The sequence below is a fragment of the Methylovorus sp. MP688 genome (assembly GCF_000183115.1).
Taxonomy (GTDB): Bacteria; Pseudomonadota; Gammaproteobacteria; order Burkholderiales; family Methylophilaceae; genus Methylovorus; species Methylovorus glucosotrophus.
Genome location: NC_014733.1, coordinates 45,741 through 58,773, shown reverse-complemented (window position 1 = coordinate 58,773; position 13,033 = coordinate 45,741). Strand labels below are relative to the sequence as shown.

General features: G+C 57.6%; 12 protein-coding genes. 7 read left to right on the top strand and 5 right to left on the bottom strand.

Going from position 1 to position 13,033, the window contains the following annotated elements; genetic code table 11:
• Positions 1-18: 18 nt before the first annotated feature.
• Positions 19-627, bottom strand: a complete 609-nt coding sequence (gmk, locus tag MPQ_RS00240) for a guanylate kinase (RefSeq protein WP_013440876.1) — start codon at positions 625-627, stop codon at positions 19-21.
• 87 nt (positions 628-714) lie between these two features.
• Positions 715-1,581, bottom strand: coding sequence for a YicC/YloC family endoribonuclease (locus tag MPQ_RS00235; protein WP_013440875.1), 867 nt, complete (start codon positions 1,579-1,581; stop codon positions 715-717).
• 169 nt (positions 1,582-1,750) lie between these two features.
• Here MPQ_RS00235 and MPQ_RS00230 point away from each other — a divergent pair, with 169 nt between their 5' ends.
• The 6 genes from MPQ_RS00230 (at position 1,751) to hemW (ending at position 6,459) form a co-directional block, all read left to right on the top strand.
• Positions 1,751-2,692: a serine/threonine-protein kinase gene (locus tag MPQ_RS00230; protein WP_013440874.1), complete on the top strand. Its 942-nt coding sequence runs from the start codon at positions 1,751-1,753 to the stop codon at positions 2,690-2,692.
• Complete coding sequence (locus MPQ_RS00225; protein ID WP_013440873.1) at positions 2,689-3,591, top strand: PP2C family serine/threonine-protein phosphatase; 903 nt, start codon at positions 2,689-2,691, stop codon at positions 3,589-3,591. Before MPQ_RS00230 ends, MPQ_RS00225 begins: the two co-directional genes overlap by 4 nt.
• A gap of 95 nt (positions 3,592-3,686) precedes the next feature.
• Positions 3,687-4,403 (top strand): ribonuclease PH, encoded by a 717-nt coding sequence (gene rph / locus MPQ_RS00220; protein ID WP_013440872.1) that lies wholly within the window; start codon positions 3,687-3,689, stop codon positions 4,401-4,403.
• Position 4,404: 1 nt separating this feature from the next.
• Positions 4,405-5,010 (top strand): RdgB/HAM1 family non-canonical purine NTP pyrophosphatase, encoded by a 606-nt coding sequence (gene rdgB / locus MPQ_RS00215; RefSeq protein WP_013440871.1) that lies wholly within the window; start codon positions 4,405-4,407, stop codon positions 5,008-5,010.
• The gene (locus MPQ_RS00210; protein ID WP_013440870.1) at positions 5,007-5,225 is read left to right on the top strand and encodes a hypothetical protein; all 219 of its coding nucleotides are present in this window, start codon (positions 5,007-5,009) and stop codon (positions 5,223-5,225) included. Before rdgB ends, MPQ_RS00210 begins: the two co-directional genes overlap by 4 nt.
• 16 nt (positions 5,226-5,241) lie before the next feature.
• The gene (gene hemW, locus MPQ_RS00205) at positions 5,242-6,459 is read left to right on the top strand and encodes a radical SAM family heme chaperone HemW (RefSeq protein WP_013440869.1); all 1,218 of its coding nucleotides are present in this window, start codon (positions 5,242-5,244) and stop codon (positions 6,457-6,459) included.
• 66 nt (positions 6,460-6,525) lie between these two features.
• Here hemW and MPQ_RS00200 read toward each other — a convergent pair whose 3' ends face one another.
• Positions 6,526-9,156, bottom strand: a complete 2,631-nt coding sequence (locus MPQ_RS00200) for a cellulose synthase subunit BcsC-related outer membrane protein (protein WP_013440868.1) — start codon at positions 9,154-9,156, stop codon at positions 6,526-6,528.
• Complete coding sequence (locus MPQ_RS00195) at positions 9,153-10,130, bottom strand: glycosyl hydrolase family 8 (RefSeq protein ID WP_238525324.1); 978 nt, start codon at positions 10,128-10,130, stop codon at positions 9,153-9,155. The genes MPQ_RS00200 and MPQ_RS00195 overlap by 4 nt, the downstream gene beginning before the upstream one ends.
• A gap of 134 nt (positions 10,131-10,264) precedes the next feature.
• Here MPQ_RS00195 and MPQ_RS00190 point away from each other — a divergent pair, with 134 nt between their 5' ends.
• A complete protein-coding gene (locus MPQ_RS00190; protein WP_013440866.1) occupies positions 10,265-10,858 on the top strand; it encodes a hypothetical protein in 594 nt (197 codons plus the stop codon).
• Positions 10,859-10,865: 7 nt separating this feature from the next.
• Here MPQ_RS00190 and MPQ_RS00185 read toward each other — a convergent pair whose 3' ends face one another.
• Positions 10,866-13,004 carry a cellulose biosynthesis cyclic di-GMP-binding regulatory protein BcsB gene (locus MPQ_RS00185; protein ID WP_041361890.1) on the bottom strand — a complete coding sequence of 713 codons (2,139 nt, stop codon included), beginning with the start codon at positions 13,002-13,004 and terminating at the stop codon, positions 10,866-10,868.
• Positions 13,005-13,033 lie beyond the last annotated feature (29 nt).

The window sequence follows — 13,033 nt, the reverse complement described above, 5'->3', positions numbered from 1 at the left end:
GTTATTCCTCCGTATGATCTATATGAGTTTTTCCAGCAGATCCTGGTGCCGCAGCAACTGCTTTTCGCGCTGCAAACGCTGGGTGCGGATGATGGCGCGCAGATCATTTAGCGCCACCTCAAAATCGTCGTTAATTGTAACATAGTCGAACTCGACCACATGGCGCATCTCATCGCGAGCAGCCGCCAGTCGACGGGCAATCACTTCGGCGCTATCCTGTCCACGGCCGTGCAGGCGCTGCTCCAGTGCCTCCAGCGAGGGTGGCAAAATAAAAATGCTGATGGCCTGCGGGTAAAGACTGCGCACCTGGGCAGCGCCCTGCCAGTCAATCTCCAGAATCAGGTCATTGCCTTGCTTCAACACGCTTTCCACCCGGCTTTGCGATGTCCCATAGCGCGCACCATGCACATGCGCACTTTCCAGAAAGTCGCTGGCTTCCAGCATGCGCATGAATTCAGCCTCTTCCACAAAGTGATAATGCACCCCGTCCATCTCGCCTGGTCGCGGCTTGCGGGTGGTGTACGACACCGATAGCTGGATCTGGCTGTCTGACGCCAGCAATTCGCGCACCAGACTGGTTTTGCCCGCGCCAGAAGCTGCGGTGATGATAAATAGATTGCCTGTCATGCTCGTGATTTCTTTTAAATGGTCTGCGCCGGCTGGCGGCGATTGCAAGATGGGCTGCCCGTTTCCGCGCTGCCCTTTCAAATGTGATTACTCGATATTTTGAATCTGTTCACGCATCTGTTCAATCAATACTTTGAGCGCCATCGCGGTTTGCGATACTTCGGTTGAGACCGACTTGGAACCCAGCGTATTCGCTTCGCGATTCAGCTCCTGCATCAGGAAATCCAGACGCTTGCCGGCGGCGCCCTTGGCCCCGAGAATGCGCTTCACCTCTTCAATATGCGCGGTGAGGCGTGTGAGCTCCTCGTCCACATCCACACGTTGTGCGAATAGCACCAACTCCTGCCGCACGCGCTCTTCGTCCACCGATTTCAGCGCCTCCTGCAGCTTGGCGACAAGGCGCTCCTGATATGCCTTGATCTGCAATGGCAGCAGCGGCTTGACCTGGGCAACTTCGCGCTCCATCTCGGCCAGGCGCTCGCGGATCACCGCGGCCAGCTTGGCACCTTCACGTGCCCGTGCGGCGCTCATGTCCTGCAACACCTGCTCCAGAATCGCCCTGACCTGATCCCCCAGCGCAGCCGTATCGATGCCATCGCTCATCACCACACCGGGCCAGCGCAGAATATCAGCTACGGTCAACGGTGCGCTGGCAGGCATGTGCTGCTGTACATCGGCTGACAGCTTGGCCAGTTGCTGCACGATGCTGACATCAATCTCGGCTTTTTTGGCAGCATCCTGGCTGCGCATCAGGCTCATGCGGCATTCCACCTTGCCACGCCCGAGATGGGCCGCGATCAGTTCGCGTGCCATGGGCTCAAAACTGCGCAGACTGTCATCCAGCTTCATGTGCAATTCAAGATAGCGATGATTGACAGAGCGCAACTCGATAATGAGGGTACCGCCGCTGACCTCGCGCTCCAGCGAGGCAAATCCGGTCATACTGAATGTCATGGAAAATTCCTGGGGGAGATGAAGATTTTAAAGTTGGGGCATGGTATCAAATCCCGCCGGATTCATGCCAAAATAAGCTGGTGCCTCGCCGCGGCGGCACATGGTTTTCTGATGATGATGCGCATTTTTTATTCATGCCACGGCCGACACTTGGGATGTATCGTTCAGTATGCAGGCTACGCAAAACCAGTCTCTCCCCATTGGACACCCGCTACAGGACTATGTCATCAAGAAGGTTCTGAGCGCGGGTGGCTTCAGCGTGGTCTACCTGGCCGAGGATGCCAGCAAGAATACCGTCGCCATCAAGGAGTATCTTCCTACAGGCCTCGCCTTGCGCAGCGAAGGCAGCAAAGTGCAGATCAACTCCGCCGCCGCCTCTACCAATTTCAAGCACGGCCTCAAATGCTTTTTTGAGGAAGGGCGAGCACTCGCTACCATCGAACACCGCAATATAGTGCGGGTGCTGAATTTTTTCCGCGCCAACGATACCGTTTACATGGTCATGCAATACGAGCGTGGCAAATCCCTGCAGGCTTCCATCCTCAACCAGTCGCAACCCTTGGGGGAAAATTTCATCCGTCGCGTTTTCTGCGAGCTGCTGAATGGCCTGCGTGAAGTGCATGCCCGCAAGCTGTTGCATCTGGACATCAAGCCCGCCAACATCTATATCCGGCTCGATGGCTCGCCTGTGCTGCTGGATTTCGGCTCGGCCCGGCAAACATTGTCCGCCACCCAGCCCAGCCTGCCGCCCAGTTACACGCCGGGCTTTGCCTCCCCCGAGCAATACTTAGACAAGACCCTGCTGGGGCCATGGAGCGATATCTACAGCGTGGGCGCCAGCATGTATGCCTGTATCAGCCGTGGCACGCCACCCGCCGCCGATGCCCGCCGCAAGGAGGATAAACTCATCCCCGCCGTCCGCCTGGGCAAAGCCCATTACTCGCCGGCACTGCTGGAAATTATTGATCGCTGCCTGGCACTGGACCACATGCAACGCCCGCAAAGCGTGCTGACCCTGCAAAAAATGCTGGCGGACAATATCCCCAGTGCGCCAGTCGCCAAAGCCGGCCTGATGGACAAGCTGCGTCAGTACTTGCGGCCAGACACATGAAATTCAGCATTTACCAAAGCAGCCGCAAAGGGCCGCGCGCACATAATCAGGACCGGCTGGCCTATGCTTACAGCCGCGATGCCGTGCTGATGGTGCTGGCCGATGGCATGGGTGGCCATCGCCACGGTGAAGTGGCCGCTCGCATGGCCGTCAAAACCCTGACCGAGGATTTCAAAAAAAGAGCGGTAGACCTGCTACCGCATCCCGGACGTTACCTGATGGAGCAAATCCAGATCATTCATCAGGCCCTGCATCAACTCAAGCACACCCAGCATATGCTCGAGGCACCATGCACTACCATCGTGGCCGCCATTATTCAGCAGCATCGTCTGTACACCGCCCATGTGGGCGACTCCCGCCTTTATCATTTCCGCAGCGGGCGCAGCATTTACCACACAGAGGATCACTCCGTGGTGCAAAAGATGTTTCGCCAGGGCTTGCTGCATCGCGATGAGATGGCGCGTCATCCGGAGCGTCACAAAATCTATAACTGCCTGGGCAGTAGCCATACGCCCAAAATCGAGCTGACCCCCCCGCGCAAGCTGATGGATGGCGACATTCTGCTGCTGTGCTCGGATGGCCTGTGGTCAGGCTTGAGCGAAGAACAGATGGCCGAGATGATTTACCAGCATCCGGTCGACATTGCCATTCCCAGGATGCTGGAAACTGCCGAGGAGCAAAATGGCAGTGAAGGTGACAATGCCAGTGCCATCGGGCTGCGTCTGGGCCAAGCCGAGCTGATGCTGTCTTCTCATGATATGGCGATGGGTGCCATCACCACCATTCTGAACCCGGTGACCGAAAGCGCAGGCCAGGCAGAAGATGTCGAGCTCAGCGAAGCGCAGATAGACCTGGCCATTGCCGAGATACAGGCCGCCATTAGCAAATCACGCGGCTAGTCACCTGCCGGGTGGCGCCGTTTCACGTGGAACCCGGCATTATTGAATTCCCCATGACTGGCTTATAATCAGGGTTTTGACAGAGCGAAACCATCATGCGCCCCAGCCAGCGAGAAACCCACCAGCTACGCCCCATTGAAATCATCCGGCACTACACCAAGCATGCCGAGGGCTCGGTACTCGTCAAATTTGGCGATACCCATGTGCTGTGTACCGCCAGCGTGGACGAAAAAGTACCCGGTTTTTTGCGCGGCAAAAATCAGGGCTGGGTAACCGCAGAGTACGGCATGCTGCCCCGCTCTACCGGCAGCCGCATGGACCGCGAAGCGGCACGCGGCAAGCAGAGTGGGCGCACACAAGAAATTCAGCGCCTGATTGGCCGCTCCCTGCGCGCCATCATCGATCTGGAAAAACTGGGCGAGCGCAGCATACAGATAGACTGTGATGTGATTCAGGCTGACGGCGGCACCCGCACCGCCAGCATCACCGGCGCGTATGTTGCCCTGCATGATGCCATCAGCCGTTTGCTGGCGCAGGGCCTGATCAGCGAATCGCCTTTGCTCGATTCCGTCGCCGCTGTGTCGGTCGGCGTTTACCAGGGCACACCTGTGCTGGACCTCGACTACATTGAAGATTCCGACTGTGATACCGACATGAATGTCGTGATGACAGGCAGCGGCGGCTACGTGGAAATTCAGGGCACGGCTGAAGGTGTGCCGTTTCAGCGTGCCGATATGGATCGCATGCTGGACCTCGCCGCCGCAGGCATACGCGAGCTGACCACCCTGCAAACCAAGGCGCTGGGCTTGTAATATGGCGCTGCCATTCAACCAACTGGTCATCGCCAGCGGTAACGCCGGCAAGCTGCGTGAGATCCGCCATCTGCTGGCGCCGCTCGACCTGGAAATCATCCCGCAATCCGCCCTCAATGTGCCGGAAGCGGAAGAACCCTACTGCACGTTTATTGAAAATGCGTTGACCAAGGCGCGCCATGCCAGCCGCCATACCGGATTGCCCGCGCTGGCCGATGATTCCGGCCTGTGCGTGGATGCCCTGCAGGGTGCGCCTGGCGTGCTGTCAGCGCGTTATGCCGGTGAACCAAAATCAGATGCCCGTAATAATGCGAAACTGCTGGAGGTTATGCAGGGTCTCACCCAGCGGCAGGCGCATTTTTATTGTGTGATCGTGCTGGTGCGGCATGCTGACGACCCGGAACCACTGATTGCCGAAGGCGTATGGCAAGGCGAGATACTGGACTCATTGCGCGGCGAAGATGGCTTCGGCTATGACCCTTTGTTTCTGGATGCCAAAACCGGCAAGACCGTCGCCGAATTACCCCTGGATATTAAGAGCCGCATCAGCCATCGAGGCCAGGCCATGGCCCGCTTGCTGCATAGGCTGGAGAGATTGGCAACATGAGTAGCAACGACTGGCCCAAATGGGTACGTGATGACAACAGCGTGGTCTCCTGCACTGAAAAAGTGAAGGTGATGACCGAGAATTTTGACGAGCTGAAACAGATTGCGCAGGATGCGCTGGAGGACGGCCTGTTGATGGAAGTCTCCGAGCAGCAGATGCGTGATGCCTTGCACCAGCTGGTCGACAGCCTGATCAATCCGTACAACAAAGCTTAGCGCTTATCCGCGCCGCATGATACCCATCATTCCGATTGCGCCTGCCCCGGTGACTGAAAATCCGCTGGTCGGCCAGCTCACCAGCAGCGGCCTGCGCAATCCGCCACCACTCAGCCTGTATATCCATATCCCCTGGTGCGTGCGCAAATGCCCTTATTGCGATTTCAATTCACATGAGTCGCGCAACCCTATCCCGGAAAGTACCTATGTTGATGCGCTGATTGCCGACCTTGAGCAAGCCACGCCGCTGGTATGGGGCCGCAAGGTACGCAGCATCTTTTTTGGTGGTGGCACGCCCAGCCTGTTCAGTGCGGAGTCCATAGACCGCATTCTCAGTCATGTGCGCATGCTCACACCGCTGGAATACGAAGCGGAAATCACGCTGGAAGCCAACCCTGGTACTTTTGAAGCGGAACGCTTTGCAGGCTACCGTGATGCTGGGGTCAACCGCATTTCGATTGGTATACAAAGTTTTAATCCGCGCCATTTGCAGGCCTTGGGGCGCATACATAACAGCGAAGAAGCGCAATACGCCGCCGAGCACGCCATCAAGATTTTCGGCAACGTCAATCTGGATTTAATGTACGCCCTGCCGGAACAAACGCTGGAAGAAGCGCTGCAGGATATGCGCACCGCCATTGCGTTAGGCCCCACGCACATCTCCGCTTATCACCTGACACTGGAACCCAACACCCCGTTTTACTACAAGCCACCGGCTCTGCCCGACGATGACACCAGCGCCACCATGCAGGAAGCCATCGAGCATCTGCTGGCAGAACATGGCTACAGCCATTACGAAACCTCGGCCTTTGGCAAAGCGGGCAAGCGTTGTCGGCATAACCTGAATTACTGGGTGTTTGGGGATTATCTGGGCATAGGTGCGGGCGCTCACAGCAAGCTGAGCTTTCACGACCGCATTCTGCGGCAATCCCGCATCAAGCAACCCAATGCTTACATGAAAGCCGTGGCAGAAACCGGCCACATTGAGGAAGAACGTCTGCTGGACCGGTCTGACCTCGGCTTTGAATTCATGATGAATGCCCTGCGCCTGACTGAAGGTTTTGACCCCATGCTATTTACCACCATGACAGGGCAAGCTCTGAGCACGGTGGAACCGGCCCTGCAGCAGGCCGAGCAGCGCGGGCTGATCACCCGCACGCCCGAGCTGATTGCCCCCACCGCGCTGGGGCAGCGCTTTTTGAATGAGCTGTTGCAACTCTTTCTGGAAGAATAAACAGCGCAGTAACCTCGCCAGAGGTCCCAGTCTCGTGGCAGATCACAGTCGATCTACCAGCCCGGCTTAATAAAGCCCGTTGAATGTTCTGGTCGGTAAGTCCGTACTTAATACGGATTGCCGCGATTCAAACAATACCCGTAAAAACAGCATGCCCGTTTCGTCCTTGTACTGCGGCGCATTGCGCTCGGAGAGCGCACCGCCGATCTGCAGCCTGTCGTTGATGCGCCAGACACCGCTGGCTTCAGCGGTATAGCTCATGCCGTTATTTTTGCTGGAGGCATAGCTATTGCCGTCGTCATTGCCGGGAAACCACGGCGAGGCCGCTTCGGCGATGGACACGGTGGCAAACGCCAAACGCCCCTTCACGATAAACTGCTGGTTTTCACGGGTCAAAAAGTCCAGCGCCGGGCCTATGCTGACAAAGCGTTCCGGGCTGAAATATCCCCCATGCCCCAGCGTGAAATGGCTGAGATTTTTTTGATAATGGTCATAATTGAACCCCAACCCCAGCACCGCATATGAAAATGCTGGCAAGTCGAGGTTTTTGCCCACACTGGCAAACACGCCCGCATGGCGATTCGTCTCCACACTCTCGCCGTCCAGATATTCCAGGTTAATGGCAGCGCTCACGGACCAGTTATTCCCCAGTTGCTGCAGGCCGTTCAAACGAACACCTTTGCGCAGCACGCGCCCCCATTGCTTGCCGGTATAGGGGTCACGCATACCGGTATACGACAGGATGGATTCACGCACCGGCTCTACATACAAACTGCTGGTGAGCGTCGCCAGTTTGCTCATGCTCTGATGCGCCACATAGCCCGTTGGGCGGCTGCTGACCTCGCCGTTATCCGGCGTCATGCCCAGGGCGATATCCCACACATCGTCGCGCCAGCTGACTCGCGGCTCCAGGCCGGTGGTAGAGGTGGTTGGGGAATAGCGCCAGGCACCGGAACTGCCAGAGCCCACCAGCGCATCGCGTGACAATGTGCCGCTATCCAGACGGACCTCGCGCAATGACACATTCAGCTCGCCATGGTTACCCGTCGGCATGCTGGCTTCCAGCACCGGTACCTGCCGTATGCTCAACTGCGATAAGCCCTGCGTGCCACTCTTGTCGCGCAACGCGATCCCGGCACCGGCCTGTGGCGCGGCTATGCCACCGGCATCGCCATAGGTGTCAGCATCCAGTGCGCGCGCTTCAAAAAAGCGCTTCTGCCCAAACAACCCCGCCGCCACATGATGCTTGTATTGGCTGGCCAGCGGCTCGGTGGTCGCCAGCGGAGCTATGTCATCTGCCCGGTCCAGCTTGAGATAACTCGCCATGACGCCCGCGGCACTTTCTTTATCCGGCTGCGCCCGGTAAAGGCTGGCAAACACCTCGGCAGCCTGTGTGGTATTCCCCAATCCAAACTGGGACCAGGCCTCCATCAGCGAAGCATAACGAGGCAAGGCCCCGGCCTGCTTTGCCTGCTGCAAGTAGTTCAGCGTCTGCTGACTATCCTGTTGCCCGTAGGCCTGTTTTGCAAGTGCCAGATAGGCATTCAGCAGTAGATCATTGCGCCCGGCATCGTTCGCCGGCAAGCCCTGGGCCACCGTAATCGCTTCTTCGTGATTTTGCTCGCGCGCGAAGACCAAGGCGAGGCCATAGCGGGCATTGTCATTCTGCGGTTCCATCGCCAGTGCTGTCGCAAACAAATCCTGCGCTGCGGCCAGTCGCTCCAACTTGAAGTCATGCCAGGCCACCAGCAATAGCTGGCTGATATCTTTTCGGGCCACGATCTCTGGCTGCAACTGCTCAAACAGGCTGTCCACCCTGGAATTGTCATGCTGTTTGATGGCAAGCGCCAGATCCTCTACCCCATTCTGGTATACCAGTTGCTGAAAAAGTACCTCGCCGCGCGCCGTACGCGGGGTGGCCGCGCCAAGCGCAATCAAGGCCTCCCATTCCTCTCGGCTGAGCCAGTGTTGGGCTTTATACAGGGTGGCGAGCCGGTCTTCTTCCTTCTCGCACTGGGTAACCAGATGCTGCAGCTGCGCTTGCAAGGATTCGCGCTGCCCCAGCGTCGCGCGGGCGGCGGCCAGTGCCCAGGCCTTGTCTATGGCCGCGCAGGAGAAGGCTTCCGGGTATTGCTCACCCAGCTTCACCAGCGCCTCGGTATCCTGCTCGCGGATCACCTGCTCCAGGCGTTGCTCCCTACGCTTTTGCGCCAGCAGCGACAATAGCTCAGACGGCGCTTTCCAGTCTGGATACTGACTCTGCAGCTTGGCAATGCCCTGCTCCACACGGTCATACTCATGCTGGTTAAATAGCTTCCACAGGGGGCGGGTATCAGGCGCGCTGGGTGCGGCGTCTTGCTTGGCAGCTACCGCAGCCGGCGCTTTTTTTGCGGGCGTCAGAAAACTGGAAAGCGGCACATTGTTGATCAGCGGCTGGCTTTGCACCCGGCCATTTTTCTCTGGCGTTTGCGATTCGATGGCATCAGATACCGCCTTGGGTTCGCTGATGACATTGGACGGCACTGCCTTGATGGTTGCCTGTGATGCATTTGATTCCTGCTCTGCGACGACTGCCCATGCAGATGGGGTGGCCGTCACCGCCCGCATATTGCCAGCGGCCTCGTCTGCACAAGCGATAAGCGGGCATTCGGCCAAGCCGGCCACGGACAGCATCACCACCAGAGCCTTGTATTTCAACGTGCCTGCTCCCCGACCATCATATCGGCCAGCAGCAACAGCGTGGCCGAGTAATAATCCTGCGTGTTGATCGGATAGTCAGGCCGGGGCGCTACCGCTGGATAGCGGCATGTGAGGTCGGCAATATTGAGTATGCCGGGCGCCGCACCATACGGGGCGACTGCATCGTTTTCCATGCTGACGGTAGGCGGCAGATACGGAGTTTTCTGGTAATAGCCCCAGAACGCCTGGAAAGGTGCCAGCAGGTTGGCGTTGGCTTTTTTGCCCCACATGAGGAAGAACGGCACGCGCACCGCGTCATACCCAAATTGCGCAGGGAACCCCGGCGCTGGCGTCACCTTGCTACCGAGCTGCACCCAGTCAGTGGGCAACTGCCATTTGCCGAAATGACTTTCACGGATGATGGCGACGCCGCTCTCGCCCAGTTGATCCCACACCGGATCCGGCGCATACCGACTGAAATCATTCAAGGCCGGGAAAATCCAGTAAGACAGATTAACGATCTGGCCAGCCGGTTTTTCAAAACCTGCCGAGCCGGGCAGAATCACGGGGCCCCATTTGCTCGGCTTTACCAGTAGCCGCTTCACATCGTTGAGAATTGCCTCTGCTGCCTTTTTATACGCGGGCACATGCCATTTATCTGCGGCGCGCAGCAGCGCCCACGCCACATACAAGTCGCCATCCGTGGCATTGTTGAAGTCGCTCACCCCTTGTTTGGTGGTCCAGCGCCAGGCAAGCAGGCGATCCTTGCGCACCTGCAGTGCGCTTTGCGTCCACTGCCACAGGCGATCAAAGGTTTTTTGATCGTTGTAATGCACGGCCAGCAGCATGGTGACGCCCTGGCCTTCGGAATGGCTGATGCCGCCATTGCCCACATCCACCACCCGCCCCTCGGCCAGCACAAAGCGCTGCTTGAATTCCGTCCAATCGGCCTGGCCTGCCATGGCAGAAGCGCTGCCAAATTGAACTAGCAAACCCAGCAGCAGTGCCTTAAAGTAAGATAAAGACTTATCCCTCATAAACATAACGTCTCTCAAAAATGACTGACAGGGTAACAATGACAGGCTCCGCACAATTACAACAAGGGCATCCGGCACATGAAGCCCGGATGACCATTCAGGTTTTCAGCCACAGCGATGAGGCTTTGCAGCGCGTTCGTCAGCTGGCGCAAGAGGCGGTGACAGAACACACCGGCAGCATCAGCACGGAAGACACGTACTGGGTCGCCCGCTTTGTCAGTACCGACGCCAGCCTCGAGGCCGCCATCGCCATGCAGCGCGCGACTGACCTCTTCAATTTCGATAACGGCAGCCACCCGCCCATACTGTTGGGTATTCATATCGCATGCGATGAAAATATCACGGCAGCTTTGCCACCCCCACCAGCGGCTTTTCTGCGTCCGGGGGAAATTCATCTGTCAGAAAGCGCATACCGCGCTATCCACCACGATCAGCCTATCAAATTCAGGACGGTGGATCATGCCAGCACCACCGCCTACAAAGCCATCTGGAAAATGCAGGAGTTCGAGCTGGCAGGCCCCGTGCATCATCAAGGCGCGCCTTCCGTTGGCTTTTTCATCAAGGTCATCCTCATTTGCCTGATCCCGTTTCTGCTGGTGCTTCTGTATACCTGGCGCGAGCCACTGCAGCACGGCTTAAGCTCGCTGGATGGCACGCGCACCATCGATCACCAGCTGGAATAAAGCCGCTTTAAACCGGCCGCCCTGCCACACGCTTCTTGCGATACCGGCGCAGCACCACAAACAGGGTGATGGCAAACCCGATGGTCAGCAAAATCACCAGCCCGTAATAGATATAGGGATGGGTGTACAGGTAGGACTGCCAGAATGATTTCTTGCCGGATTTACCCGTGGTGTAGGTGGTTTCAGGCTTGAAGCTTTTCACAATCGCCTTGTCTTCCTGCGAGGCAAGGTCCAGCATGGTCAGCTCGCCCTCGGTCTGCGCCTGCACTTCGGATTTCAGCAAGGCCTCGCTCAGGCTGAGCAGGTTTTTCGAATCCCGGGCGGCGAATACCATGCCGGTGCGTCCCGACTCATACGGCGATTCAAACTGCAGGAGATAGCCCTGGCCCTCCCCCAGCTGACTGGACTGCACGCTGCTGATCAGCACCGGATCTGACGCCCAGTCCCGTACCAAGGCATAAGGCACGGCAGATTTGCCTTTGGTAAAAGGCAGGCTCTTGCCGCCCAACGCGGCAGAAATGCTGTCTGGCGACCCCAGCATGATGAAGTCACCCTTCCATGGGTTGGCCAGAGCCTTGTCCAGCTGGATGGCATACAAGGGGAAGCCGCTTTTCTGCGTCATCAAACCGATCAGATTCATGGCCGCAGACAGGGTGTTGTCATCGGTCTGGGTCAGCACCACCTTGCTTTCGTAGCCATCCGCCCAGCGCGTGAACGGGAAGCCACTCAGCATAAACAGTTCAAGATTGGGCAGTTCGACAAAGTGCGGCATGTCGGGGAAGCTGAAGGTGGTGTCATCAAACACGGTCAGGAACATATTGCCGGTCAGCATCAGGTCGCATTCCTTCAAGGGCGGATGCAACTCGGTGGCAAAGGAAATGCGGTTGCTGCCCGGCTGAAACAGACGCGTGGGGATTTCAATCACGTAATTCTGAAACGAGGCGCCATCCGTATTGCCGAGGTGGATGCCCTTCACGATCTTGCCATTCACTACGATATTCATCGCGGAGGTTTCACGCATGCCGGCGCCATAGGCAAAGTGCAAGGCCAGCTTGGCAGACAGGTTGGGCCGTATCATGAAATCCGGCGGCAAACGGAAATTGATATCCTTGCCGCTGGCGTTGCCACCCTGGAAAGTCGCCGTCGGGAAATTCAGCGCCTTGAGGGTATATTCCTTGCCCGGCTCAATCAGCTCACGTCCGCTGTATTCCCTGAGCTTGGGCAACTTGAATTCATACGCGCTCAGGCTGGGCGTGCCGGGGAAGGTCGACATGCTGGCAAAGGTTTCAGCCGCGAGCTTGACGTCATCGACCTGCTTGCCTGTGACCACCACCAGCGCATGTCCTGCATCCTGCCCGCCTCCCGCCTGCGGCAGAGGCAGCATGCTGACATAGCCACCCTGCTCGTGGTCGGTCAGGGCGAGCTTGGACTCGCCCAGCAAGCCCTGGACAAAGGCGTGCTTGCCCACCAGGATGTTATCCACCCCTGGTTTCAACTGGCGTGAAACCGTGAAACTGACCTGGCGGTAATCAAAATGATGCGCCACGCCGGAGGCCACTATCGACAGCGGGTTCAGCAATTCGCCATCCTGGGTATCCGTGACGAGATGCACTTCCGCCTGCGGGAAGACTTTCGGATCAAACAGCAGGGTGCCCACACTGGACAATGCCACGGGTACCGCTTTGTTTTCGTAGTCGATCGCCAGCACCGAGCGCTTGAGGTCTATGGTCGTCCACATATCGGGCGAGCATCCCTTTTCGCAGCCCTTGCTTTCACTATGCTGGGCCACGGCAAACGAGAGTTTGTTATAGCCTGCGCTCAGATACCGCACAGGCAGATTGAGCTGCACCAGCACATCCGGGCTCAAGGCGTCGAGCTTGGTCTGCGCGATGGGCATGCCGTTCAGCTTGACCACCAGCTGGGATTGGCTGGTAATCAGGTTGATGGAGGAAACGTAATGCAGGTTCAGCGTCACCTTTTTCACATTCCAGCGATGTGCCAGCGGAATATCCAGCCCCTGCTCATCCCCGGTACATTTCAAGGTGAGCGTGGGCGCTGCAATCAGCTTGTCGAGCTCAACCTGCTGGGTATTGGCATACCCCAGCAGCGGAAACATCCATAAAACGACATACATCCATACTTTCATACGACCCCCGAACTTCCCCATGATTGATT

Coding starts and splice junctions, on each gene's coding strand:
- MPQ_RS00225 (WP_013440873.1), top strand. CDS start 2,689: ATGAAATTCAGCATTTACCAAAGCAGCCGCAAAGGGCCGCGCGCACAT.
- MPQ_RS00185 (WP_041361890.1), bottom strand. CDS start 13,004: ATGAAAGTATGGATGTATGTCGTTTTATGGATGTTTCCGCTGCTGGGG.
- MPQ_RS00190 (WP_013440866.1), top strand. CDS start 10,265: ATGACCATTCAGGTTTTCAGCCACAGCGATGAGGCTTTGCAGCGCGTT.
- MPQ_RS00230 (WP_013440874.1), top strand. CDS start 1,751: ATGCAGGCTACGCAAAACCAGTCTCTCCCCATTGGACACCCGCTACAG.
- rdgB (WP_013440871.1), top strand. CDS start 4,405: ATGGCGCTGCCATTCAACCAACTGGTCATCGCCAGCGGTAACGCCGGC.
- MPQ_RS00210 (WP_013440870.1), top strand. CDS start 5,007: ATGAGTAGCAACGACTGGCCCAAATGGGTACGTGATGACAACAGCGTG.
- rph (WP_013440872.1), top strand. CDS start 3,687: ATGCGCCCCAGCCAGCGAGAAACCCACCAGCTACGCCCCATTGAAATC.
- hemW (WP_013440869.1), top strand. CDS start 5,242: ATGATACCCATCATTCCGATTGCGCCTGCCCCGGTGACTGAAAATCCG.
- gmk (WP_013440876.1), bottom strand. CDS start 627: ATGACAGGCAATCTATTTATCATCACCGCAGCTTCTGGCGCGGGCAAA.
- MPQ_RS00235 (WP_013440875.1), bottom strand. CDS start 1,581: ATGACATTCAGTATGACCGGATTTGCCTCGCTGGAGCGCGAGGTCAGC.